This window comes from Fuerstiella marisgermanici (genome assembly GCF_001983935.1).
Taxonomy (GTDB): Bacteria; Planctomycetota; Planctomycetia; order Planctomycetales; family Planctomycetaceae; genus Fuerstiella; species Fuerstiella marisgermanici.
The window spans coordinates 6,484,176-6,509,280 of record NZ_CP017641.1 but is presented as its reverse complement, the minus strand read 5'-3'; the positions used below and the strand labels follow the sequence as shown (position 1 = coordinate 6,509,280).

General features: G+C 55.7%; 16 protein-coding genes and 1 CRISPR repeat array. Of the genes, 7 read left to right on the top strand and 9 right to left on the bottom strand.

Translation table 11 applies throughout. The features are described 5' to 3' along the window. The first annotated feature begins 355 nt into the window (after positions 1–355). On the top strand, positions 356–1,087 hold the full coding sequence (locus Fuma_RS24495; protein ID WP_077026433.1) for a hypothetical protein: 732 nt from the start codon (positions 356–358) through the stop codon (positions 1,085–1,087). A 318-nt stretch (positions 1,088–1,405) separates the two neighbouring features. Continuing rightward, positions 1,406–5,179 carry a PAS domain S-box protein gene (locus Fuma_RS24490; RefSeq protein ID WP_077026432.1) on the top strand — a complete coding sequence of 1,258 codons (3,774 nt, stop codon included), beginning with the start codon at positions 1,406–1,408 and terminating at the stop codon, positions 5,177–5,179. A gap of 2 nt (positions 5,180–5,181) precedes the next feature. Here the strand turns inward: Fuma_RS24490 and Fuma_RS24485 are convergent, their stop codons facing one another. The 5 genes from Fuma_RS24485 to Fuma_RS24465 form a co-directional block, all read right to left on the bottom strand. Next, positions 5,182–6,741: a LamG-like jellyroll fold domain-containing protein gene (locus tag Fuma_RS24485; RefSeq protein ID WP_077026431.1), complete on the bottom strand. Its 1,560-nt coding sequence runs from the start codon at positions 6,739–6,741 to the stop codon at positions 5,182–5,184. Positions 6,742–6,811: 70 nt separating this feature from the next. Beyond that, on the bottom strand, positions 6,812–8,272 hold the full coding sequence (locus Fuma_RS24480; RefSeq protein WP_077022387.1) for an IS66 family transposase: 1,461 nt from the start codon (positions 8,270–8,272) through the stop codon (positions 6,812–6,814). Positions 8,273–8,291: 19 nt separating this feature from the next. Then, positions 8,292–8,804 (bottom strand): metallophosphoesterase family protein, encoded by a 513-nt coding sequence (locus tag Fuma_RS24475; RefSeq protein ID WP_145944355.1) that lies wholly within the window; start codon positions 8,802–8,804, stop codon positions 8,292–8,294. A 221-nt stretch (positions 8,805–9,025) separates the two neighbouring features. Further along, a complete protein-coding gene (locus tag Fuma_RS24470) occupies positions 9,026–11,443 on the bottom strand; it encodes a CehA/McbA family metallohydrolase domain-containing protein (protein WP_145944354.1) in 2,418 nt (805 codons plus the stop codon). A 213-nt stretch (positions 11,444–11,656) separates the two neighbouring features. Further along, positions 11,657–11,887, bottom strand: coding sequence for a hypothetical protein (locus Fuma_RS24465; protein WP_077026428.1), 231 nt, complete (start codon positions 11,885–11,887; stop codon positions 11,657–11,659). 86 nt (positions 11,888–11,973) lie between these two features. Between Fuma_RS24465 and Fuma_RS24460 the strand changes: the two genes are divergently transcribed. The 4 genes from Fuma_RS24460 to Fuma_RS24440 all read left to right on the top strand — a co-directional run bounded on the left by Fuma_RS24460 (position 11,974) and on the right by Fuma_RS24440 (position 16,456). Beyond that, positions 11,974–13,434 carry an IS66 family transposase gene (locus Fuma_RS24460; protein ID WP_077022387.1) on the top strand — a complete coding sequence of 487 codons (1,461 nt, stop codon included), beginning with the start codon at positions 11,974–11,976 and terminating at the stop codon, positions 13,432–13,434. Between the two features lie 697 nt (positions 13,435–14,131). Then, entirely contained in the window at positions 14,132–14,392 is a 261-nt protein-coding gene (locus Fuma_RS24450; RefSeq protein ID WP_077026426.1) for a GlsB/YeaQ/YmgE family stress response membrane protein, read from the top strand. A gap of 23 nt (positions 14,393–14,415) precedes the next feature. Beyond that, on the top strand, positions 14,416–15,630 hold the full coding sequence (locus tag Fuma_RS24445) for an AI-2E family transporter (protein ID WP_077026425.1): 1,215 nt from the start codon (positions 14,416–14,418) through the stop codon (positions 15,628–15,630). Positions 15,631–15,772: 142 nt separating this feature from the next. Further along, complete coding sequence (locus tag Fuma_RS24440) at positions 15,773–16,456, top strand: PH domain-containing protein (RefSeq protein WP_077026424.1); 684 nt, start codon at positions 15,773–15,775, stop codon at positions 16,454–16,456. Positions 16,457–16,504: 48 nt separating this feature from the next. After that, positions 16,505–17,264: a CRISPR direct-repeat array (repeat unit 36 nt; unit sequence GCTGTGGTTCGTCGGGAACGGCTGCTCGGATACACT). Between the two features lie 50 nt (positions 17,265–17,314). On the opposite strand, the gene cas2 is transcribed toward Fuma_RS24440, so the two are convergent. The 4 genes from cas2 to cas9 form a co-directional block, all read right to left on the bottom strand. Then, positions 17,315–17,659 (bottom strand): CRISPR-associated endonuclease Cas2, encoded by a 345-nt coding sequence (gene cas2 / locus Fuma_RS24435; RefSeq protein WP_218922283.1) that lies wholly within the window; start codon positions 17,657–17,659, stop codon positions 17,315–17,317. After that, positions 17,649–18,563: a type II CRISPR-associated endonuclease Cas1 gene (gene cas1 / locus Fuma_RS24430; RefSeq protein WP_077028527.1), complete on the bottom strand. Its 915-nt coding sequence runs from the start codon at positions 18,561–18,563 to the stop codon at positions 17,649–17,651. Before cas1 ends, cas2 begins: the two co-directional genes overlap by 11 nt. A gap of 208 nt (positions 18,564–18,771) precedes the next feature. Beyond that, positions 18,772–19,377 (bottom strand): REP-associated tyrosine transposase, encoded by a 606-nt coding sequence (locus Fuma_RS24425; RefSeq protein WP_077026423.1) that lies wholly within the window; start codon positions 19,375–19,377, stop codon positions 18,772–18,774. Between the two features lie 158 nt (positions 19,378–19,535). After that, entirely contained in the window at positions 19,536–22,676 is a 3,141-nt protein-coding gene (gene cas9 / locus Fuma_RS24420; protein WP_077026422.1) for a type II CRISPR RNA-guided endonuclease Cas9, read from the bottom strand. A gap of 682 nt (positions 22,677–23,358) precedes the next feature. Here cas9 and Fuma_RS24415 point away from each other — a divergent pair. After that, positions 23,359–25,017 carry a LamG domain-containing protein gene (locus Fuma_RS24415; protein ID WP_083732290.1) on the top strand — a complete coding sequence of 553 codons (1,659 nt, stop codon included), beginning with the start codon at positions 23,359–23,361 and terminating at the stop codon, positions 25,015–25,017. Positions 25,018–25,105: the final 88 nt, after the last annotated feature.

Here is a 25,105-nt window from a genome sequence, read left to right as displayed (position 1 = left end):
CGCAAGCCGCCGGAGGGTCCAGAATTTCTTATTGAATCCCGTTGGGGTTGATTGCTGCCCTGATATCGAGAAGCCCTGCAATTCTCCGCCATTGGGGTGCGGGTTCTGTTCGACCGCGGGGCCAGAGAATTCGCATCTCGTTTCCCGGATTCAGTGAAATTGCCTGCCTTTCGTCCGTGCAACGGATGGCACGTCGTGGAAAAATCGGCCTAAGCTGGCCACAATCCCTATTCGCCGTGCTTTTCCAAATCAAACATCTTCTCCTTTGCCTCACTTGAGCAACACTTGCTGACAGAAGACACCGTCGCATGCCTGCGGCGAATTCCTGCAAACCCACCGTATTTCAAGAAGCACCATGAAAACTCGAATCCTCCTTCTGACGACAACTCTTATGTGCTGCACGACCGTGCAGGCTGGTCGAGCCCGTCGTTGCTGCCCGGCTCCCAAATGCCAACCCGCTTGCTCCACTTCGTCGGCCAAGGGCCCCACGACCAAATTGTGGAAGAGTAAAGACGGCGTTATTCGAGAAACACTGACTCACTGGGAAGCCCTCCACCGGTCTGTGGAAGCAGAGCATCTGGAAACGGAATTGGCAGACACTCGCACCAAACTGGATTCCGCCACCGCAGAACTAACCGACACGAAGACTCAGCTTGTGGCGTTGCAGGAAAAAGCGGCCGCCGAAAAAACCAAGCTGGAACAGCAGATCGCGGCTTTGCAGAATCAGCTAAAGCAGCAGACGAAGGTCACTCAGCAGGAAAAGCAACGAGCCGAAAAGGCTCAAACAGAAGCCGCCGCATCAGCTCAGGCGCTGGCATCACTGAAAAAAGAATCTGCAGCGCAGAACAAGCAGCTTCAGGCGGCCAACGCCAAACTTCAGAAGCAGCTTGCAGCCGCGGCAGAAGCGAAGAAGCAGGCTGAACAGCAGGCCAAAGCCGCTCAGGCCGCCATTCAAAAAGCAAAGCAGGAAGCCACCAAAACAGAAAAGACGGAAGTCGCACGAAAAGAAGAAGAACCTGAGTCTGATCCTGCGAAGGCCGAAGAAGACGACAAAGAGCAGGACAACGACGAAGCAGAAAAGAACTAGAGCAGTTTACCTTTTGTCGTGGACGGTTCAGGCTCGTGGCAAACAGCATTGATAGTACGAAACGCTTGTCCCGCGGCCACAAGTCAGCGTAATACGCTGTAACCCGCTGTCTGTCGGGAAGACGTTACTTAATCCAGATGCCTCGGTCGATTTTTCGCCCGAGGCATTTTCGTGGTTACTGACAAACCGGTGCGCCACCTCTGGCCACCACAAACGACGCTTTCAGCCCCTGGCGTCAACGTCAGATCCGATGTAGACTCGCAAGGACGAAGTGCGACTTCGTTCTGCTTGACCAGGGCGACAATTGGAAACACAGGCATGATGGCGGACGGCGCAAACGCAGGTGGGAACGACGAACCCAGGCGGCAGCCAGCCGACAACTCCAACCAGATGCTCACTCACCTGCTGAGCACTGTTCACGATGTGGTTTGGTGCGCCTCGCCCGACGGACACCAGTTGCTGTTCTTGAATGACGCCGCCGAACGTGTTTACGGGCAGCCACTAGCCGAACTTCGAGCGAACTCAACAGCGCGGCTCAACGCCATTCATCCGTATGACAGACCGGCCGTTGACCAGGCACTGAGCGAACTGCCAGGCTCAGGACAGGTTAAACACGAATACCGCATCACTCGGCCAAACGGCGACGTACGATGGCTGCGCGAACAGATTTGTGTCGTGCAGGACGAAGCCGGCACAGCCACGTACATCAGCGGAGTCGCGACCGATATCACGGATCAGAAACAGACGGAGTTGTCGCTTGAAGAACTGCAGGCCGTGTTCCGTTCACTGGTGGAAAGCTTGCCATTAAACGTCATGCGGAAGGATCTTGAAGGTCGCATCGTCTTCGGCAATCAGCGCTACTGCGAAACGATCGGACAGCCTCTTGAGCAGCTGCTTGGCAAGACAGACTTCGACCTGTTTCCGGAAGAGCTGGCGACCAAGTACCGACGCGACGATCTCAGCGTTCTGGAATCCGGGCAGGATTGTCGCGATGTTGAAAAGCATCGCACACCCGACGGTGACACAATCTATGTCGAAGTCATGAAGGGCCCTGTCCTTGATGCAAACGGCAATAACATCGGCGTGCAGTGCATTTTCTGGAACGTTACCGATCGCGTGACGGCCGAACAGGAACTGCAACGTGAGCGTGATCTGCTGCGGACGCTGATGGACAATATTCCGGATCTGGTATTTGTTAAAGACCGCGAAGGGAAATTCCTCACCGTCAATGCAGCCCTGCTGCAAATGATGAATGCTGCGTCACTGGACGACGTCGTCGGTAAGGACGATCGCGATTTCTGGGCTGGCGAACTGGCAGAACATTTCCGGAAAGATGATCGTCGGATCATCGAAACCGGCAAAGGAATGATTGATGTCGAAGAGCGCATGACGGACGCTGCCGGCGACGAAATGTGGCTGCTCACGACCAAGATCCCCGTCCACAATAAGCGGCAGCAGGTGACTCGACTGGTCGGGATCGGTCGCAACATTACCAGTCGCAAACTGGCCGAGAAAAAACTTCAGCGGCAAACGCTGGAGGCTCGGTTGCTGTACCAAGCCACAACTTTGGCAGGCCAGACCAGTTCGTTTTCCGAAGCACTGCAGGGCTGTGTCGACCTTGTCTGCCAGCTCACCGGTTGGCCCGTCGGGCACGTCTACATCTACATCCCGGACGATGAAGGACACCGTCTGGTCCCGACGCAGATCTGGCACAATTCAGATGGCACTCGTTTTCGCGAATTCGCATCGGTCACAGAACAAACCCGATTAGCTTTGGGCGAAGGCCTGCCGGGCCGAGTCTGGCAGACGCGAACACCTGTGTGGATCTGCGACGTACTAAATGACGAAAACTTTCCGCGAGCCGACTATTGCAAAGAAGTCGGCATTGTGGGAGCCCTCGCGTTTCCAATCCTCATGGATGACGACCTGGTTGCTGTGCTGGAATTCTTCGCCTACGAAGAATCCGACGTCGACGAGCAATTGTTGCGAATCTTTCAGTCGGTAGGTGAACAGATCGGTCGAGTGCTTAAACGACGCCGCACGCAGGAAGCCCTGCAGCGAGCCAAGGAGGCAGCAGATGCGGCCAACCGAGCCAAGAGCGATTTTCTGGCGAACATGAGTCACGAAATTCGCACGCCGATGAACGCCGTCATCGGTATGTCAGAACTGCTGCTGGACGGCCATCTCGAATCCACCCAGCGCGACTACGCGCGGATGATTCGTGAATCCGGTGAAGCGCTGCTGAATATCATCAATGACATTCTGGACTTCTCCAAAATCGAAGCCGGGAAGTTCGACCTCGACCCAATTCCATTCAGCCTGCAGGAAAGTCTTGGCGACACCATGAAGTCGCTGGCCTTGCGAGCTCACCGCAAACACCTGGAACTGGCCTTCCATATCGACAGCGATGTGCCGGACGGTCTGATCGGGGACGCGGGCCGGTTACGCCAGATTTTGCTGAACCTGGTGGGCAACGCCATCAAGTTTACGGATGCGGGTGAAGTAGTTACGAATGTGCGAATCGTGTCGCTGACCGATGACGATGTCGTCATGCAGTTTTCTGTTCGGGACACCGGCGTCGGAATTCCACAGAATCGCCAGCGGAGTATTTTTGACGCGTTCGAACAGGCAGATACGTCAACGACGCGACGCTTCGGTGGCACGGGTTTGGGACTGGCCATCGCCACTCGAATTGTCGGCCTGATGCACGGCCGCGTGTGGGTCGAAAGCGAAGAAGGCCACGGCAGCACGTTTTACTTCACCGCCCGGATGCAACTTGCGAAAGAAAAAGCCCCGGAACTCGTTCGACCGCATCTCGATCGGATTCTGGGAATGCAGGTGCTGATCGTCGATGATAATTCCACCAACCGGCGAATTCTGGAAGACGTGATCCGTGTTCGTGGAATGCAGCCTGTGGTAGCGGGTGGAGCCGCCGAAGCGCTGAAGATTCTCCAGGACGCCACCGCCAGTGGTGACCGCATCCCATTGGTGCTGTCGGATGTCAACATGCCGGATGTCGACGGCTTTACGCTGGCAGAACGCATTCGCGGTGATGCCGACCTGTCCGACGCGGTCATCATCATGCTGACGTCGGGCGACCGGTCCACCGACCGGCAGCGCTGCGTCGACCTGAAGATTGCGGCGCATCTGATGAAACCCGTTAAACAGTCGGAACTGTTCGATGCCATCGTGGTCGCGTTTGGTATCACCACCCCCGAAGCGGACGAAGTCGGTGCTGTGTCGTTCAGTCCGGATGCATCGTTGCCTTCGCTACGAATACTGCTGGCGGAAGATACGCTGGCCAATCAAATGCTGGCCATCGGGCTGCTGCAAAAAAAATGGGGGCATACCGTCACGGTTGCCAACAATGGCTACGAAGCGATCGCGTTGTTGAAAGCGCAACCGTTTGATCTGGTTTTGATGGACGTGCAAATGCCGGAAATGGACGGGCTTGAAGCAACGGCCGCCATTCGAGAATTAGAATCCGCGAGTGGACTTCCTGAGCAACCTCGGACACCGATTCCGATTATCGCAATGACCGCACATGCGATGAAAGGTGACCGCGAAAGATGCCTGGCCGCGGGCATGAACGGCTACGTTTCCAAACCGATTCGCCCGGCAGAATTGAATGACGAAATTCATCGTTTTGTCAGTTCTGATGCCGTCGAGCATACCTCCCCAAACTCAACGCAGGCCAACGATGCTGTGACCAGTGGTAACCCACCGATCGATGACAGAGATTTAATCAACTGGTCCGATGCGCTGCAGGCCGTGCAGGGAGATGCAGAACTACTGCGCGCAGTTGTAGAAGCATTCCTTCAGGAATGCCCCCAGCAACTGGCTCAACTGCGCGAGGCGCTGGACAAAAGCGATGCGAAAACGGCCCATCGAATGGCTCACACGATTAAGGGAGCCATGGCCACACTCGCCATTTCCAGCATTCACGAAACTGCCATTAGCATGGAACGCGATTGTGCAGCAGAAAACCTTGGCCCTGTCGCTGAGCGTTTCGACACGCTAAACCAGCAACTCGCGCAGGCGACCATCGTTCTGACGCGTTTCGTCAACGGAGAAATCGACGCAACAGCCTAACGCTACGGTGCCAGCTCCGTTAGCTTTCCACCGCGGTTCAGTTGCAGGTGCAACTTTTGAGGTCCTTTGTCGAAGACGATCGGCCCAAAAGCTGCGTCGAAGTTGTACATCACAACCGTGTCCTGTTCTGCCTTCAACCGTCGATTCGGCGTGAAGTTTTTCGTGTAGACGGCCGCTTTGCTGACTCGGAATTCGTCTACCTGGCCATGGAAGAACGAGCCGGGTGTTCCGCTGCCGTCGGGATCAGCACCGACAAACAATGGCAGGCCATTGGTCGTTCGTTTGGAGTTCGGAGCCACTGCTTCACGTGCTTCTTCATTGCCATCTACGAACAGTGCCAGGGACTTGCCATCGTACACAAGTGCCAGATGGTGCCATTGCTTCGTCGAAAGCGTGCGACTGCTGCGGACCTGCACGTACTTACCACCCAAATGTGCAGTCGCTGTCGGAACGCCTTTGGACGCGTAAATGCCGTATTCGCTGTTCTGCGTCTTCGCGAAGACTGCCGTGCGGTCGGAAAAGCTGGCGGCGTTGATCCAGCCTTCGACCGTAAACGGCCCCTGAGGCAATTTGATCTTCTCCGCCGGAATTCGCATTGCATCGTCCTTACCATCCAACAACAACGCCTGGTTGGCGACGTCGTCTTTCGGTTCTGAAATCTGCAGGTCAAATTCCACTTCGGTAGTGGTGTCCGGAATGCGGTACCGAGTTGTTTTGGCAAGGTAGTCCCGCGACAACACGAGATCGATTCCTCGAAACGAACTGTCCAGCGTCTTCGTGCTGTATTCGGCGTCCAGCTTCACGGTTTGCGATTTGCCTGGTTCCAAACGACCGTGAACATGCGAAGGAAACAGCATCCAGTGGCTGTCGCCACTACTCGGCGTGACTGTGAATTCAATGGGTTTCGATGTCGGATTGGTCACCTTCGCCGTCAACACGGCCGCCTGAGGACCAGCATCGGTAATCTTGATTCGCTGCGAAATCTCCAAAGGCTGTTTGGCCAGCCCGACAACTTCCGCCTGCATGTCACCCGTGATTTCGCGGACATTCATCGCCGCCCCGACTGGATAAGCGGTTAGCGCCACCTGCTTGGGACGTACTGTGACCAGATGATATTGATGCAGAAAACCGGCTTCGGGCACCGTGCTTTGAATGTGAGCTCCTACCGAAGCCAGCGTCACGTATTCAATGCCATCCGCCGGGTCGTATCGCATGTGGTGAATGTGCCCGGCAAAGACGGCCGTCACATTGCCAGCCTGCTTCAGTAGCGGATGAACTCGCTGACCCCAGTCGTTGCCATAATTACCCTGCAACCAGCGGGGATGATGCAGGAAGATAAACTGATGGTCGTTGTCCTTGCCTCGTTGCAACGCCTGCTGCAAAAACGCGAACTGTTCCGGACTGACTTTCTGACTCTCAGGTTTGTTGAAGGCTTTTTCACCGGTCTCCGGATTTCCTTCGTCCGAATACAGCACGATGAAATTGCAGTTTTTGTGCTGAAACGAATACCACAGCGGACCAAAGTGCATTTCGAAGTTTTTGTCGTGCTGATCACGAGGCATGTTGGGATCGTTGGTCGGTCTCCAATGTAGCTGTCCATTTCCGCGTGGTGCGCAGCGTGAGGTGTGGTGTTCAGTTGGCGGGGACGAGTTTGGACAGTCGCGACTGACCGGGCGGCGCGGAGGTCAGGCCGACTTCAAGTTTCAGTCGATCAAACAGACTGAATCCATCCTGCTGCCACGTCATGACCTCGGCCACCACGGAACTGAGCGTTGGTGTTTTCAGATGGAGATTCAGCGATTCCAGGACGCTTGTAAGAATGCTGCGGCGACGGGCTCCCTTCGATGTTTTGCTCGTTCGACCTGTGCGACGGTCCATGGCCGCGCCGCGAAGACTGCGTTCCGCTTCGTTGTTCGTTGCTGGCGCGGCCGGGCTTGTCACAAAACAAAACAACTCCTCTTCCGTCATCAGCCGAATCAGTTCTGAGACCAGGTTGTCAAAATCCTTGCCGAAGTCGGCCGCCCGAACATCGGAATCCTCGGCGCAGTAACGCACCAGCAGAGCCGCCAGCGTGTTATCAAGTTCATCGACCTTCGCCGCACGACCGGCATCGCCAAGACGACCATCGGCGGCGTGGCGTTTGGCCGCGTAGAAAATTTCCAGCAGGCCGTCGAGCAGTCGCTGGTACTCTTCGTTGTCCGGCTTCAGCAGCGTCAGACGGATGGCCTTCCGCAGCAGGTGAGCCCAGCATTTCTGTGCGTGACTGAAACCTCGGTACACGGCCGCATCGTCCGAAACAAGCACGCCTCCAAACAATTCTTTCGACAGGATCTGAGCCAGTGTGTCGCCGTCTTTGCGGCATCCGAAGATCAGCACGCGCGCCTTCTCCGACAAAAAAGCCCACACGCTGTTGATACTCCAACTGGTTTCGTCTGCATGCACAATCGCACTGAACGCCATCAGGTCACACAGAGATTCGAATTCCTGTTCCCAACGCCGTGCCAGTTGATTCAACAGAGCGTCCGCCTGGGATTTGCCGAGCGGCAGATTCCAGAAGAATTCAATCAATGCACACGTCTTGTCGATCGACAGTCCCGTGATGGTCACAATGCGAGCCAGCGCGATATGAACTTCAATGCCGAATTCGGACCGCGGCCACACGCCCGGAATTTCGGATTTCTCGCCGTTGGGGCCGTGATAGATTTCATAGACGACCTGCACGGCTTGGCCGTTGATCACTCTCCAGACGAAACGTTCCCGAACGAAACGGCACTCTGCGACGTTGTAACCTTCCGGCAGAATGAGTTCGCGTCGTTCGGCGTTGTCCGCTTTCTGCTCGGTTGTGCGACGACCGCGACGCGCCGAGGATTGTTTTTTGCGACCTTTTCGGCGGCCCGTTTCAGCGCGGCGTCTCTCTTCCGCCGTCACCGAAAACGCCTCGTCGAGTCGCTCTGTGGGGTTCTTACCTTCGAGCTCTTCAATCCGATCACGCAGCCGCCGGTTCTCGTCCCGCAGCTCCGCAACCTCACGCTGCAGGCTAAGCACAAGCTGCTTCACTTCCACAGCGATGATCTGACTGACATCCGTGTCCATCCACCTGTCGTATCAAAATCTAACCGACAGAAAAAGACCAGTCTCCAAGCTGAAATGGACAGCTACGTCTCCAATACACATCATGGTTGCCGGCGACGGGAAACCACGGGCAAACCAGATGCTTCATGATGGCTTTGTATTCCTTCATCTGCGTCATCCACGCAGGCACCTTGTCGTAACCGTTAATCAGGTCTCCAACAGTCATCACCAGGTCCGGTTCGATCAGATTCACGTCGCGGACGGCGTCTGCCAGCACATTCACACCATCGGCCGGGCCTCCCGTGCGATCACCGAAGACGGCGAACACAAAGGAATCGTCTTCTTTCGTCAACGGCAACACGACTTCACTGTCGCGTGTCGTAAAGAAACGCTTGTCTGTGGGAGCTTCCGTTGGATGAGGCCCGTGATGCAGAAACTTGTGGCGGGAATGCTTCAGGTTTTTGCTGTCGGCATCCTGAGCCACGGTGGGCGGACTGTCGAATGCGGCGACGCTCAACAAAGTCACTAATAACAGACAGGAAAGTCGAAACATGGGCGGGATCCGGTTACAGGGTCAACGATCAGGCGGGAGTGGGGCGGAAAGTGTGATGCCCAGCAGCATCGCTACGGCCGGTATTCCAAAAGGAATTCAGCGGCGAAGGCCTTTATAACACTGAGTGTGAATTTTTCGTGAGCGCACGTCAATCAAGACCAGATACCGACAGAAATGATGAAAGCGGCCAGCGAATTCGCGTGAATATCGCTCGCTGCCGGTCACTCAACCACAACCCAATGAGGCGTCGACCACGCCAGATGCCCGTGAGCTGCCATCAGGTTACCCGGCAACACAGGAGCGTCGCGTTCCTGGCGGATTTGCCAATAATACCAGTGCGTGCCTGGTGCCAGATCTTCGTCGGCCACAGTTGCGGAAAACTGTTGAGTGCCGTTGCCCTGCACTGTTCGGATTTGCTGCCCGTTGCGAATCAGAACGGCTTCGACAATCGGTCGAGTTCCGATGGCGTTAATGGTCAGCGTGACACTCCCACTTTTTGAACTCACGTCCTGACCCATCACGGCTCCGTTGGCTCGAGCATCGACAAACATCTGAGCTCCCATGGTGGCGAAGCAGCGGCGGGTTCTTAGCGCATCCAGAATCGCGTCGGACGTCAGCTCTTCCGCATAAATGCCCGTGAGTGCGCCGCTCAAGCCGGGTGCTCGACGGTGAGTGTCTCCGTTGGCGGTGAAGCCCAGACGTGCTCCGTTATTGAGCGAACTGTGAAACAACGCAGGCTTCAGCGCGATGTAGTTGCTCCAGCCGGATGTCAATTCCAGGCCCACTTCCACCGGATGGCCTGACAGCTTGAACGCCGGATGCTGCGACAGTGTGACCCCGCCCGCTTTCTCAACCGCGTCGTTCAGCTTCGCGATGTCGTTGCCGACCTCCGGGAAATGCACCAGCGGACCACTGTTTGCAGAATAGATAACGCTGCGATGATTCGGGTACGACCGATACTGGTACGGTGGCAGCCAGTTGCCAGGATCATCCAGCGATGCCGTGGCGACTCCCGGAATCCGTGACGTCCACTCATAACCCGGCAACGACAAAAACGGACGACTCTGTCCCGCTGCGGCCGCCGCTGAAAACGTTTTCGCGAACAGATTGCCAAGTTCGAATTCATACTGAGTTAGCGGAACCTGATAGAAGTCGTTGTTCGTAAACACAACCACATCCAGGTTCGCTCGATCCCGAGCGTACACCTGCATCTCGTCTGGCTGGCCTTCTGCATCGGCCGTCAGACCGTTGTGACAGTGCATATCAGCCCAGAACAACTTGTACGTCTTACCGTCGACGGTGATGCTTCGTCGCGGAGTGACTTCTTCTTTGATCGGCAGGTCCACCGGCTGCCAGCCAATCCAGTCGTCCTGATGAAACGGCTGCGCGTCGCGCAAATTCAGCTCATACATTTCATACGACCGGATCGCTCGCTTCGGCAAATGCGAAGCGAGCATCTTCGCTTTGCCAGCATCCGCTGTTGCCGGATGCATGACGTGATAGTCGACCCGCTTCTGCTGCAACACGACGGGTTCCTGCCACGTTCCATTGGCGCTGGGCCGACCGACCAGATCGCCGGACACACTCGGCGTGCTGCCACGATGATTCGACTTGCGTTCCCACAACAACCACACGCGATCATCTTCCGCCAGCAGCATCGGTTTCGTGCGTGGCCCGAGGTACCCGCCGGTGGCGACAGCTTTGGGCTGGATCTGCGCCATCAAACCCTGAGTTAGTTCGGCCGCTGCCGTGCGGCCATCTTCCGTGTGGATCTGTTGCCAGCCGTCATCGCCGCGAACAGCCGTGTGTAGCGTATGCCATTGACTAATCACGCCCGGCCCGCCCACCACATCAACCTTCCGCAGCCACGCCACATGCAAGCCACTTGGATGAGACAGCGCGGTGGGAGTCAGGCAAAATTCGTCCGCCGGTGACACCTGCTCCACGTCCGACTTCTGCGGGAACACGCTTCTTCCATGCACGGAATAATTCAATTCCGCATACTGGTCCCAGAATGCCCACACACTTCCATCATGCTGAATCAGCACGGGCCTGAAGGCGTTGGCCTGCCCTGTCGACACATCGAACACTCGTTCCGGCGTACCGTCGACCACTCGACAAGCGCGAACCTTCCATTGTCCGCTCTGATGTTCCGACCACGCCACCATTGTGCTGTCGTCAGCCTGTTGCAGAGCGGTGCAATAAATGCATTCGCGATCATCTGAAGTGATAGCGACCGACTTCCGCCACGCGCCGCCGCGAAATTCTCGCCACAAAATTCGCCAGCGATCCTTCTGCTTTGAGCTCCAAACCACGGCGATGCCTTCGTCCGTTGAGACAACCGTCGGAGGCCCGTGCACGGCTCCCTGTTCGGACACCTGCTGCAAATCACCTATGGACTCATTGGCGTCCCTGCGCCGAGCCAGAATCTGGTCACGCCCGTTCGCGTAACCGTGCCACACAAACCATGTCGCCCCGTCGTCCGTCTCTGCAGCCGCCGGATGAAAATCGTACGTCGTGGCGTTCGGGTTGATAACGATCGCATCGTCGGCTGCTGAGCAGGCGCCGAGGAGAGCCAAGAGCATTGAGACGACACTCAACGTCCGCAGCGCGGGCGACAGAATCAAAAAACGTCTCATGCCCCTGTCCTCATCTTCGTCGCTTGTCTTCATCAATCTGACACCAACTGTAGCGGCCTCGCATGCGGTTCGGCAAAGCTGGCGGTCCATTCCGGCTCATCGAGCTCTCTCCAGAATGGAAAAAACGATTCAATCAAAAGCGCCTGCCGTCTGCCCGAACACCTGTCACCTATGTCTCCGATCTATACAGTTTCGCCTGACGGTCACTGCGTGTTATTGCTCGCCAATGTTGTTCTCTCGTTCAACTTCTTCCATAGATGCTGCTGTAGACATTTGAGCGACAATTCTTGCCGTGATATCCGTTCGGTCCTGATCCACCATAAACCCAATGTGGCTACTGGCGATCATTTGCTGAAACTCTGCTGTTGCGCCTTCGTTACCATTCCTGTCTTCACCGATGTAAAGAACGATTGTGAAGTTGTCGCGCTCAGCTACTTGCTTCACTGCGGCATCAATGCATTGTCGTAGCTGTCCATTTCAGCTTGGAGACTGGTCTTTTTCTGTCGGTTAGATTTTGATACGACAGGTGGATGGACACGGATGTCAGTCAGATCATCGCTGTGGAAGTGAAGCAGCTTGTGCTTAGCCTGCAGCGTGAGGTTGCGGAGCTGCGGGACGAGAACCGGCGGCTGCGTGATCGGATTGAAGAGCTCGAAGGTAAGAACCCCACAGAGCGACTCGACGAGGCGTTTTCGGTGACGGCGGAAGAGAGACGCCGCGCTGAAACGGGCCGCCGAAAAGGTCGCAAAAAACAATCCTCGGCGCGTCGCGGTCGTCGCACAACCGAGCAGAAAGCGGACAACGCCGAACGACGCGAACTCATTCTGCCGGAAGGTTACAACGTCGCAGAGTGCCGTTTCGTTCGGGAACGTTTCGTCTGGAGAGTGATCAACGGCCAAGCCGTGCAGGTCGTCTATGAAATCTATCACGGCCCCAACGGCGAGAAATCCGAAATTCCGGGCGTGTGGCCGCGGTCCGAATTCGGCATTGAAGTTCATATCGCGCTGGCTCGCATTGTGACCATCACGGGACTGTCGATCGACAAGACGTGTGCATTGATTGAATTCTTCTGGAATCTGCCGCTCGGCAAATCCCAGGCGGACGCTCTGTTGAATCAACTGGCACGGCGTTGGGAACAGGAATTCGAATCTCTGTGTGACCTGATGGCGTTCAGTGCGATTGTGCATGCAGACGAAACCAGTTGGAGTATCAACAGCGTGTGGGCTTTTTTGTCGGAGAAGGCGCGCGTGCTGATCTTCGGATGCCGCAAAGACGGCGACACACTGGCTCAGATCCTGTCGAAAGAATTGTTTGGAGGCGTGCTTGTTTCGGACGATGCGGCCGTGTACCGAGGTTTCAGTCACGCACAGAAATGCTGGGCTCACCTGCTGCGGAAGGCCATCCGTCTGACGCTGCTGAAGCCGGACAACGAAGAGTACCAGCGACTGCTCGACGGCCTGCTGGAAATTTTCTACGCGGCCAAACGCCACGCCGCCGATGGTCGTCTTGGCGATGCCGGTCGTGCGGCGAAGGTCGATGAACTTGATAACACGCTGGCGGCTCTGCTGGTGCGTTACTGCGCCGAGGATTCCGATGTTCGGGCGGCCGACTTCGGCAAGGATTTTGACAACCTGGTCTCAGAACTGATTCGGCTGATGACGGAAGAGGAGTTGTTTTGTTTTGTGACAAGCCCGGCCGCGCCAGCAACGAACAACGAAGCGGAACGCAGTCTTCGCGGCGCGGCCATGGACCGTCGCACAGGTCGAACGAGCAAAACATCGAAGGGAGCCCGTCGCCGCAGCATTCTTACAAGCGTCCTGGAATCGCTGAATCTCCATCTGAAAACACCAACGCTCAGTTCCGTGGTGGCCGAGGTCATGACGTGGCAGCAGGATGGATTCAGTCTGTTTGATCGACTGAAACTTGAAGTCGGCCTGACCTCCGCGCCGCCCGGTCAGTCGCGACTGTCCAAACTCGTCCCCGCCAACTGAACACCACACCTCACGCTGCGCACCACGCGGAAATGGACAGCTACGCATTGTCGCCATTTCTGAAACATCTCGCTTTCTGCTTTTTTGATCCGTTGTTGCTCCCGACGACGAAGTGTTCCGAATTCGAACTTCAACAGCCGTGCATCGACCCGCTGCGTCTCTGACGAACCACTCCGTTCCGCCAGCGACTCAAGTTCTTTTACTTCCTCGACAAACATCCTCGCCTCAGCATCCGCTTCAGTGATCAACTCAACGATTTTTGCCCGGTCGGCGCGAGCGCTGGGGACATGCCTGAAGCATTCCTTCACATTAACCACTGCAACGGATTCTGCGGGAGCGTCTGCCAAGATCGGGGCGAGAAAACAACAGTGAAGAAGCAACGTTAGATTCATCGAAGACCTCCATGGCTAACTAAGAGTGAACAGTCATTCCACAGAATGACGAAGCACCAGATTCGCGACGTCATCCAGTCCTACGGGATGTTATCGCTGGCAAGGGAATCCGCCAAGGTGGCGCGGTTGCTGATCGTTCCTATTGGTCGGCGGGCGAGCAGCTCAGCGCTGTTTTCACCATTAGAAGGCATTTGATGCGGGGTGGGCGTGGCGATTGTGCAGTCACCGCAAGAAGTTACCGCCTCCGGCACGGCACGTGCATTTACTGTCAGGAGCCTGAACCACAACTCACGGAAATCAAACTCATGATCGGTAACTTTATCGGCTGGTGCGTCTTCGGACTGTTTGCCGGTGCGATCGCTCGACTGCTCACTCCGGGGCGAGATCCCATCGGATGTGTGGGAACAATCCTGGTCGGCGTCGGAGGATCGTTCGCGGGCGGATTTCTGGGGCATCTGATCTTTGGAGAATCAGGCGAACGAATCTATCCGGCTGGACTCATTGGATCCGTCATCGGAGGAGTTCTCGTACTCATTTTGCTACGCCGACTCGCTCCGAAACGCTGATCCATCCAACCAGAGGATATCACATGCTCAAGAACCCCGAATCAACGCCATCACCAGCAGGCCCTCGCCCGAGACCTCGCGCCGCGTTTTCGACGCAACTGTGTGCGGGTCTGCTGTTGTGCTTCGCGATCTACTACGCTCGCAGTCTGCTGATTCCGATTGTTCTGGCATTGTTCGCCTATCTGACGCTGCGGCCGGTGTTGCGGTTTCTGCGTCGTCGAGGATTACCACATACGATTGGAGCCTGCATTATCACCGGCACGCTACTGTTGGGTCTGGGCGTAAGCGTATTTACGGTCTATCAACCCGCGAAAAAGATGTTCGCCAGTGGCCCCGAATATGTGGTGACGATCAAGTCGAAACTGGATTTCGTGTTCGACAAAGTCAGCGCCGTGAACGAAGCCACGGATAAAATTTCTTCCATGGGTGAAGAACCCGAAGAAGCCAGCAATGATGCTCCGGTGCCCGTTGAAGTCCGCCAACCCGCGTGGTCGAACAATATGTTTCTGCTCAGCGGCACCAGCAGCCTGATATCGGCTGTGACGGTCGTTGGCGTGCTGCTGTTCTTTCTACTGTCGACGGGCGATCAGGTCCTCGCAAGCGTCCTAAGAACTCTGCCATCGTTTTCGGCGCGCCTGGAATTCATGACGATTCTGGAACGGATTGAAGATGGATTGAGCCGCTACCTTGGTCAGGTCACGGCCATCAATCTTGGTCTTGGAGTGGCAGTTGCACTCGCGATGTGGGCACTCGGAATGCCGTCGCCCATCATGTGGGGTGCAATGGCCACGGTGCTTAACTTTGTTCCGGTTCTGGGCGCTGTTATCGGCAGCGTGACAGTCTTTCTTGCGGCCGTTGTCAGTTTTGAAAGTTCGACCTGGCCATTTCTGGTAGGCACTGTTTTTCTATTGCTGACCGCAATTGAAGGACAATTTATTACGCCGAGTATCGTCGGACGTTCCATGAATTTAAGTCCCGTGATGGTGATGCTGTCGTTGTTGTTTTGGGGCTGGATGTGGGGAATTGTCGGAGTCTTTCTGGCTGTCCCCATGCTGATCGTCGCTCGTCTTGTTCTGGAGACGATTCAGGCCCATGCACCGGAAGCCGCGATTGACGGGTTCCACGAAGCACGGCCAGCAGCTCGTCAATCTCCCGAACCAGCAACAGCCAAAACTGGAAGCAATAGTCAAAGTCCCAAAACCGCTGAACCGGAACTTGTGGCCGAAACAGCCGCTTAGTTTCGACATCCATGTGGCAATTGTTCGTAGCCTGACTTCAGACATCGGCCGAAGGAGGCTGCCAAAAATAATCTCAGCCGCTTCAAACGGCGGAAGAGTTCCCTATACCCGTGATCGCCAAACTTTCGCAACAGCTGTACCCATGAATGAACTACAAGAAGCCACCACTGATACACTGAACTTCAAGTGCCCTCATTGCGACAGAGTTGTGGGAGTCCTGCAACACTTGCTGGGCGATACGATCGACTGCCCCGTGTGTGAAAAACCGTTTCGGGCTGAGGCACCCGTCGCCCATTCGGTGCATCAATCTGAGATTGTTGCGGGCGCAGAAATTCCAACCGTTGAAATTCCTGCCGATGACGAACACGTGGACGTCGTGATTCACCCGGTCGTGCTCCGCACAAACTTTCTGGCCGCCCTTCTGTGTGCCGTCCTGCTCGTTGGAGCGGTGCTCGGACTCGTGATGGGACTGGCCGGCGACGCCTGGCTGGGCATCCCTGCACTGCCCCTTCTGATTGGATCCGGCGTAGTGGCCCTCGTCGCCGGAGTGTTTCTCCTGAAGTGGTACGTCGCCAGCCGCATGCAGTCACTAACGTTGACCAGCGAACGTCTGATCTACCGATTCGGCATCATTCATCGCGGCACCAGTGAGGTTCGTTACGACGATGTTCGCAACATGAAGATCGATCAAAACCTGCTGGAACGTCTACTCGGTTTCGGAGACATCGCCATCTCCAGTTCCGGCCAGGACGAAATGGAAATCGTCATCAAAGACGTCCCGAACCCCCAAGCCATCGCAGAAGACGTCCGCCGCCGCCAGGGTTGAAGAAGCCGATTTCGCAAGCCACCGTTCACGCTACACCAACCCGGCCCAGCTGTGGTTCGTCGGGAACGGCTGCTCGGATACACTTTGAATCATCGCGGTTAGTACGTTTTTGGCGCTGTGGTTCGTCGGGAACGGCTGCTCGGATACACTCGTGTACGCATACATGGCGGACCCGCCGTAGCTGTGGTTCGTCGGGAACGGCTGCTCGGATACACTCAAAATGTGCTCAAGCAGGATGTCACACCAGCTGTGGTTCGTCGGGAACGGCTGCTCGGATACACTCGCCGTCATCGTGTGAATGACCTGAAGCGCGCTGTGGTTCGTCGGGAACGGCTGCTCGGATACACTTCAAAAGCAGGTTGCTCATTCCCCAATCTCGCTGTGGTTCGTCGGGAACGGCTGCTCGGATACACTCCACTTGCCAACCACAGCGCTGGTGCGCCAGCTGTGGTTCGTCGGGAACGGCTGCTCGGATACACTAAACCGCTTAATCCTCCCGGCGCGATCTTGGCTGTGGTTCGTCGGGAACGGCTGCTCGGATACACTGATCACGAATACGGGTGATACGACGTTGACGCTGTGGTTCGTCGGGAACGGCTGCTCGGATACACTACTTGGGACTGGGAAACCTGCACTACTATTGCTGTGGTTCGTCGGGAACGGCTGCTCGGATACACTTTACTCTACCGCTACAGGCCAGAACGTACGCTGTGGTTCGTCGGGAACGGCTGCTCGGATACACTTTTGTAAGCGTAGGCCATGCTCTGGAGATGCTGTGGTTCGTCGGGAACGGCTGCTCGGATACACTATATCGCGGCTAACTTCAAAACTCGGAACAGCTTGTGGCGAATTGCCATCTTAAAAAAGCTGCAGTTGTTCTGGTTTTGATTCGGTTTCACCACGTTTTTTTCCGTAGAACACTTCCATCCTGCCGAACTGACGATCGGTTACGGCCAACAGACGCACGTGACCGTCGGAGGGCAGCTTGCGCCTTAAGCGTTCGCGATGAGTTTCCGCGACTTCTTCACTGCCGCAAAATCTGGCGTACACGCTGAACTGCATTTTACTGAATCCTTCATTCAAAAGCAGTGTGCGAAAGCGGGAATACGCTCGTTTGTCCTCTTTCGATTTCACGGGTAAATCGAACATCGCGAACAGCCACATTTCTTTGTACCCCGACATCACAAATTCACTACGCGGCATGAGCGAACTCCTGCGGAAGTGACAGCGTTGCCTCCGAGCCGGAAAGGGCATCCACCAGTGACGCCGCAACAAGACTCAACGCATCCAGCACGGTGCGCTGTTGGTCGTGAACGAAGACTCGCGACAACAAACAGCGAATCAGGATCGCTCGCCGTTGCTGATTAAATTCCGCATCGGCCCCATCTTCGTTAACCATATGGACGACGACCTTGTCGACGACTGGACGAAACGGTTCCATCACGTCATCGGCCAGGCACCAGGCGTTGTACTTGTTGTGATGGTGCAGCCCCAGTGATGGATGCAGCCCAGCCGCACAGATTGCTCGCGCCGTGGCAGCGCGCAAAATCGCGTAGCCGTAATTCAGAAATCGGTTTTGGTTCTCGGCGTCGATGTCTCGCCGGAAATCTTTACCAAATAGTGCCGTCCAGTATCGGCGAGCGGCTCGTGCTTCGACATTGGTCGTGTCGCCGCTGCGAACGAGCGGGATCAGTGGTGGCAGGCCAAATGTCTCGCCGTGAACTTCCTGCAGCAGTTGAGCCTGCATGTCGATTTTTGATTTGACGATTTGTTGCCATAGCCGTTTCTTCTGCGGCAGCTTAAGTTCCAGTTGACGACGAAATCGCTCTGTCTGCACACTGTTGGCATTCAGTGGCAACAGAATTCCGACGGGCATGCGGTTGCGATTGCAGGTGACAAAGGCCGCGCCGCGTTCGCTGAGTTCCGACAGCACGGATTGCGTGTACGAAACCTGCGGATGAGCGACAACGACGGCTGCGATATCTTCCAACGGAATTTTGGTTGGGAACAGCCCGTCTTCCTCGGTACCGCGATCCACCACCAGTTGCTGATGTTCGACGCGGAGCCGGCAGGGAGATTCTGATATTTCGAGTATTCTGTTTCGCATAGGCGGGCCTTCGAACGTGACGAACGGCCAGCCATGCCGGACAGATACCATTATGATGAACGGTCGTGCAAATCCGACGCAAGAAGAAAATGTAGGTGCCGGCGGCCCGACGGCACATCGCAGCATTGCTGCGACTTGTCTTGCGGTGTCTTAGATTGCTGAACGTGTTTTCTGTGCGGAAGTCAGCCGCGTGTCGGTGCGCCGGAACCTACTGAGCTGAACTGTATTGCCACTCGCTTGGGTGTTCACACAACCCGGCTTTGACTGGGTTCTCTCGAACGTAGCGCATAATTCGAGCATCCTCTTCGTCGGTACACGACCAGTGGTCGAACCACTCGCGTTGCCAGAAACGTTGTTCGGGCACGTCGAGAACTTTCCCGGCGGCGCGGCCGGTACGTTGCTTGAAACCCTCCAGAACAGACTTCAGATTGCCAGACGTGAGTTCAAAGAACAGGTGGATGTGGTTTGGCATAATCACCCATTCGTGCATTTCCCAAATACCTGAGTTTGATCGGTGTGCGATCGCTTCTTTGACAGCGTCGGCAACATTAGGAATTTTCAGGTCCGTTCTTTGTGGTGTTCGATCCAGCCATGCTTCCATTTCCCGGAAGATTCGTCGGGAATGTCTGAGGCGTTCAGAAGAGTTGACATTGGGATGACGCTGGTAGCTATCAACGATGGCGCGAATCCGTTGTTGTCCAACCTGGGGAATCGCACCGGCAAGATGAATCGTTACAAAGTAGCGACCATCCTCAACTTCCCAATGCGGTAGTCGGCCGACCCAGAAGTTGGTCGTCTTTGGCTTTCTGACCATCGATAATGTCTTCGTAGGTGCCGGCGACCCGACGGCACATCGCAGCACTGCTGCGACCTTGCCTTGAGGTGTCTTAGATTGCTCAACGTTTGTTCTGTGCGGAAGTCAGCCGCGCCTAGGTCCGCCTGTCGGCGGAAGTTCCGTCGGGCCGCCGGAACCTACCTATGCTCAATACCCGTCGGAGAAATTAGAACCGTTCTGAGGTTCCATTTTCGCAGATTGTCGATTGATTGGATTTGGTTCCATTTCGAACGAGCTTTTCCTTGAACAGACGGCGTCGCCAGTGGACACAGCTGAATTTCGGCTTGACTGATCTTCTGTATCCGACAAATCACGTCGTCTCCGTCGGGGCCTTCCAGCATCACTGTATCGTTCTTACACAACGCGAATTTGAAGACCCGCTTCTTGTCGTCGTTGAAGTCGGTGGGATCTGGTAGCAGCACTTTCTCTCCGTTCACCGTACGATTACGAGTCTTACGTTCGTGCGCCTCCAGGCGGGTGATGACTTTGTGTTCCCATTTGATTTCGTGGCCGTCTTTGTCGACGACGGCGTAAATCATGGACGCAAAGTTGGAATCTTTTCCGCTGGCGACATAGCGCTGCCGCTCGTTTTTGGCGATTGCCCGAGGTTTCTTGTCGGCAAACACTCGCACTTTGTGAATCGGTATTTTGCGACCGTCTTTTGCGGTTAAGAACGGGTGGTTCTTCTCCTCGGCGAAGGCTTTCGCCGGATTGGATTCGCCGAGTTCTTTCAGTTTGGCCTTCACCAGATCGCGAATCGCTGGGTCGACAATCTTGTCCTTCTTCAATTCGGTTGCAGACAGCTTGGTGATGTGTTTCCGAATGCGATGGTTCGTGTTGCCGTCTTTGTCGATGTGCGGTTTGCTATAAATCGATTCCGCATGCAGAGCTCCCGGAAGAGTTCTGGTCGGACGGTGGGAAACCACTATTTCATTGATTGAATCAGCGACTTTGCTGCTGAACTTCGGCCACGGGTCCTGGACGGCTTCGTAAAAGCGGCGAGACGCTTTCTTTTCGGCAAGCTCTGCAGCGTTTACCAAAGCCTGAATTCTTGCCGGGTCTGTCAATGCGATCACCACCGCATCGACGGCGTGGTGCCGATGGTCGTCTCGTGTTTTCTCTTCGGTTCCGCTTAAAATCGAATTCAGGCCCCATTCTCGCCGCAGCAGTGCCGTGTGTCCGCCCGTGACAGCAAAGACTCGCTGACTACCATCCGCGTCTGACAGCCCGCCATACAGCATGGCCACGTATTTCTTCGCGACAACTGCGTTGTAGCGATTATCGTTGAGGTGTTTTGAAGTGAAACCGTCCGGAATTTCTTTCGCTGCGGTCAGAAAGCGTTTACGTTTTAATGCTGCGACCGGCCCATCAAAGTTGTTGACACGCTGCAGGATTTCGTCCCAGCTATCGAGGCCGGAACACGCATCGAAGGCGGTTTGGTTCTTTTTGACGTTGCGATTGAATTCGTGATAGCACAACGTCTTATTGCTGAAGCTGTTGTCGAGATATCGGCGCGGGAAAATGTGCTCGATGTCGAATTGTGGTTGCGACCCAAGCAGTGTGGAAGGCGAAATCGGTCTTCCGGTGTACGGACAGTGCCAGCCGCATTCTTCTGCGAGTAGCCATTTTTCGATATCGTTGCCCGAGTACCGGCCAGGGATTTGCTTCAGAATACCTTCGATCGCCTTCTCGCGACGCTTACGACGATCTTCGTTATCTTTGTGCAGCTTGATGCGTTTGTCTCGCGAATTCTTTAGCGACCGAGACAGTTCGATGCGGATGCCGATGGGCTTGCCGTATTGCCGCACCAGTTCGTTCACAACCTTGCGAAGTTCTGTCAGGCCACGAATGACGGCGGGGTTGGTGATGTCCAGCCCGGCTTTGCTGAGCGGTGGAAGCTGGTCGAGTGGTTCGCTGTCGTCTTTGCCGGTAATGTCTTTGCGAATGGTGGAATAGTCTTCGCCACGACTCATGCGTTCGACAAAGATGGCCAATGTCGCGGCGGAATGTCGGGCGTGAGCTTCTTCCAGCCGAGTTGACGGTAGCAGGGCGGCCTGTTCCTCTGACAGTCCCCATGCTTCCTGGCCCCGTTTTCTCATCGCTGATGGTTTGCGGAAGTAGACGACTTCCTTTGTGATGGCGTCTCGTTCTTCCAATGGCCTGTCCAGCCATTCATCGCCGAAGACGTGCATCATCGCAGAGTTGGTGCGATGCCCTGTTAGCCCTTTCGTGTTCCATTCCTGAATTGTGAACTTCGTGCCGCGTTTTAGACCCAGCAGCGTAACGACTTTTCCCCACGTCATCGTGGCCTGAGTCTGCAATGCGTCGACAATCTTCTGCTGTTCTTCCAGCGTCAGCCGACCGTCCCGCCCCAAACTGTAGGCGTCCGCGAGTCGCAGATTCTGCACCGCGTGCCAGATACGAAACTGCTGAAAGACATCAAGAGCATCAAGACAACGCTGACCGCCATCGATTTCGCAACGGCCGATGCGGTGACGCTGCGACTTCAACGGACGCTGAAAGAAGATTGTTTTATAAACGGTATCCCAGTCATTGTCCGCGAGGTCGAAGTGCGGTTGCTGCTGTTTTCGAATTCGATTGAATTCGTCATGAAACATCTCACGGGCTGTGTAGCGTTGCCGTATGCGTTGACGACCAGGATCTTCATGGTCCGGACTGATGTCTTCGACAAACGTCTGAGCGATCGTGCGACCAGCTATTTGACCGCCAAGTTCGGAGATGCTCGCTTTGACAACGCCGTCTTCTTTTTCATCTGTGTCAGCTTTGCGGTTGCTGAGAAAGCCACGGCGCTGAGCGAGGCTGTAGATCGCTCGTCCAAGTTCAAATGGCTTCACCTTTGCGCCAGATGCCAGCATTCGCAGCAGGTACGGCAGGTGCTGATGGGCTGTGTGATCGCCTTCCGTGATGTGTTTTTCGGTCAGTTCCTTGTCAAGTTGATCGAACACGGCTTTGCGGCTGATCGCGTCGTCCTTTTCTGAAGCCGGCAGCAGTCCGTGTTGCTGTAATAGTCGGAACAGTTTGCGTTTTCGTTGCTGCGTCCGCCAGTTTTGACGACGCGGTTGACGAGCTTCTCGCCGTTTGGCTGCTCGAGAGGCGTCGCGGCCCTGTTCGATGTCGCCTTCCACGCCGGCTTCGAAAATTCGCACACCCGTGCGTTCGATGCGAGTCGGCTGCAGGCTGCCGTCGACTTCGGTGCATTCCAAAACTGCCCAGCCAAGTGAGGCGGAACCAAGATCCAGCCCAAGAATGTAGTTCATGGTTTTGTCCAAAGTAGGTACCGGCGGCCCGACGGTACATCGCAGCTTTGCTGCGACCTTGTCTTGAAGTGTCTTAGATTGCTCAACTTTTTTTTTGTGCGGAAGTCAGCCGCGCGTAGGTCCGCCTGTCGGCGGAAGTTCCGTCGGGCCGCCGGGACCTACTGGTGGCCTGTTACCTTCCCAGGGGAAACAGCGTATCGTGCTTGCAACGGAAATCAATGGTGGTAAAATTTCTGCAGTGTATCCGAGTAGCGGTTCCTGCTTATCACAGTAAGGTTCTCTACCGCACGGCAATGTGTTTACACATCCGTTAAGGACGGTCCTGGACCGTCCTTTTTTTGTGCGCTGTGTTTCCCCTTTTCTTTAGCGCAACCGCTCCACCGGGAAGCCGTTTTTGGACTTATGGTTGGCTTCTTCCAACCAGCATTTCCTGGCCTCGAAGGCACCCTCCACAGCGTCATGAAACTCGCTGATCGATTTCAATTTCTATGCACCATATCGAGGTTCAGCCAATTGCGCTGACTTGTGGCCGCGGGACAAGCGTTTCACACTATGGAGACTGTTTCCACCAGCATGAGCCGTCCACGAAAGAAGGTAACAGCTCCTGTTTGGCATTTCCGCTCATTAAACCGCGTCGGCATTGCCCTGCGGTCCCCACCACGAACCTTGCCCGGTAGGTATTATGAAAACGAACTCAGCGTTGTGCAGCTCATTCCTATTCCTGTTGACGGCTTCCGTCACGATCGCCGCCGATGGAATGGTCGCCCATTGGCCTTTGACGACAGACGCTCGCGATGCGTCAGGAGCCAATCGCCACGCGGTTAACCACGGCGTATCGTTTGACGAGAACGAAGGTGCATCCTTTGATGGTATCGACGCCTGGTTAGAGGTGCCCGCCGAGAAGGTGCCGGAACTTGGTGCCGAGTCGTTCACGCTTGCCGCCTGGATTCATACAGACCAGAAGCTGGACGACGTGCTGGGCGATGTGATGAGCTGGTACGATCCGACGACGCGAAACGGATTCAATTTTGGTCTGATGAACTATGCGGGCGTCACCAGCGCGCAGTCCAATTACCGCAATGTGTTCTTCGGCATCGATGCGGCGCAGAGTGGCGACCAGTGGGTTGATTGTGGTCGTCCCGGGAACAACCAGTTGATTAATTCGCTGGTTGTGTTCGATGGGGACCTTTACTGTTCGACCTGGGAGCCGGGTGAGAATGACCGCGGACGTGTGTATCGCTACGCCGGTGACAAAAAGTGGATTGATTGCGGAGCGCCAGACAAGGCCAACTGCATTAAGGCGATGGCCGTCTACAACGGGAAATTGTATGTCGGTTCGGAACTTTACAGCGGTGGCGGCTCGTCGCTGCCGTTGTCTCCCAACCTTCATCACGGTGGAACGGTTTACCGCTATGAGGGCGGTACCGCCTGGACCAACTGCGGCAAGGTCGCGGACGTCCGCAGCATCAGCGGATTAGCCGTGTTCAACGGCGAACTCTACGCGGGCACAGGTACGACCGGGGCCTGGCGTGACAAGCCACGAACCCGAGGCATGTATCGATTCGACGGCATCGGCAAGTGGACTGACTGCGGTTGTCCCGGTCTGCGGATAACACACCTTGGTGTGCACAATGGCGGGCTGTTCGGACTCAGCTATGACGATGGCGGCTTCCTTCGCTATCAAGGCGGAACCGATTGGGAATCGCTCGGGCCTGTACCGGAAACAACGCAAGTGTATTCGGCAATGACCTACGAAGGGGCGTTGCACGTCGGTACGTGGCCGACCGGATCTGTGTATCGTCACGATGGCGGCAAGAACTGGTCGCACATTGGACGTCTGGGTGAAGAAACAGAAGTGATGGCTGTTTCCGTCTACAACGGTAAGTTCTACGCGGGCACGCTGCCGCTTGCCAACGTGTACCGCTACGACGGCGAAAGCCACTGGACCAACACCGGCCAACTCGACGTAACGCCGGACGTGCGATATCGGCGAGCGTGGTCGATGGCTGTTTTCAATGGCAAGCTCTACTGCGGTGTACTTCCCTCAGGACACGTGCATTCTCTGGAAGCTGGCAAAGCGGTAACCTTCGACAAGCAATTGAAATCTGGCTGGCGACATCTGGCGGCAGTGCGAGCGGGGGACAAGCTGCGATTATTCGTCGATGGCGAGCTCGTAGCAGAGAGCACGACCTTCGATGGAAGTGCATTTCAATTGAAACCTGAGCAGCCGCTGAAAATCGGCTTCGGTCAGCACGATTATTTTAACGGGCGAATGAAGGACGTTCGAATCTACAATCGTGCACTCGGCGTTAAGCAGATCGCTCGGCTATCAGCACCATAGTGAGGCGAGCGGCCATGGTTCACGTTGGGACCGTCCAAATCGTGTCTGGGGTAAAACTGAAACTGCAGCGGCAGCCGTTCCGAACGTG

Coding starts and splice junctions, on each gene's coding strand:
- Fuma_RS24425 (WP_077026423.1), bottom strand. CDS start 19,377: ATGGTCAGAAAGCCAAAGACGACCAACTTCTGGGTCGGCCGACTACCG.
- Fuma_RS24495 (WP_077026433.1), top strand. CDS start 356: ATGAAAACTCGAATCCTCCTTCTGACGACAACTCTTATGTGCTGCACG.
- Fuma_RS24485 (WP_077026431.1), bottom strand. CDS start 6,741: ATGCCTCGTGATCAGCACGACAAAAACTTCGAAATGCACTTTGGTCCG.
- Fuma_RS24450 (WP_077026426.1), top strand. CDS start 14,132: ATGATCGGTAACTTTATCGGCTGGTGCGTCTTCGGACTGTTTGCCGGT.
- cas9 (WP_077026422.1), bottom strand. CDS start 22,676: ATGAACTACATTCTTGGGCTGGATCTTGGTTCCGCCTCACTTGGCTGG.
- Fuma_RS24480 (WP_077022387.1), bottom strand. CDS start 8,272: ATGGACACGGATGTCAGTCAGATCATCGCTGTGGAAGTGAAGCAGCTT.
- Fuma_RS24470 (WP_145944354.1), bottom strand. CDS start 11,443: ATGAGACGTTTTTTGATTCTGTCGCCCGCGCTGCGGACGTTGAGTGTC.
- Fuma_RS24445 (WP_077026425.1), top strand. CDS start 14,416: ATGCTCAAGAACCCCGAATCAACGCCATCACCAGCAGGCCCTCGCCCG.
- cas2 (WP_218922283.1), bottom strand. CDS start 17,659: ATGCCGCGTAGTGAATTTGTGATGTCGGGGTACAAAGAAATGTGGCTG.
- Fuma_RS24460 (WP_077022387.1), top strand. CDS start 11,974: ATGGACACGGATGTCAGTCAGATCATCGCTGTGGAAGTGAAGCAGCTT.
- cas1 (WP_077028527.1), bottom strand. CDS start 18,563: ATGCGAAACAGAATACTCGAAATATCAGAATCTCCCTGCCGGCTCCGC.
- Fuma_RS24440 (WP_077026424.1), top strand. CDS start 15,773: ATGAATGAACTACAAGAAGCCACCACTGATACACTGAACTTCAAGTGC.
- Fuma_RS24415 (WP_083732290.1), top strand. CDS start 23,359: ATGAAAACGAACTCAGCGTTGTGCAGCTCATTCCTATTCCTGTTGACG.
- Fuma_RS24490 (WP_077026432.1), top strand. CDS start 1,406: ATGATGGCGGACGGCGCAAACGCAGGTGGGAACGACGAACCCAGGCGG.
- Fuma_RS24475 (WP_145944355.1), bottom strand. CDS start 8,804: ATGTTTCGACTTTCCTGTCTGTTATTAGTGACTTTGTTGAGCGTCGCC.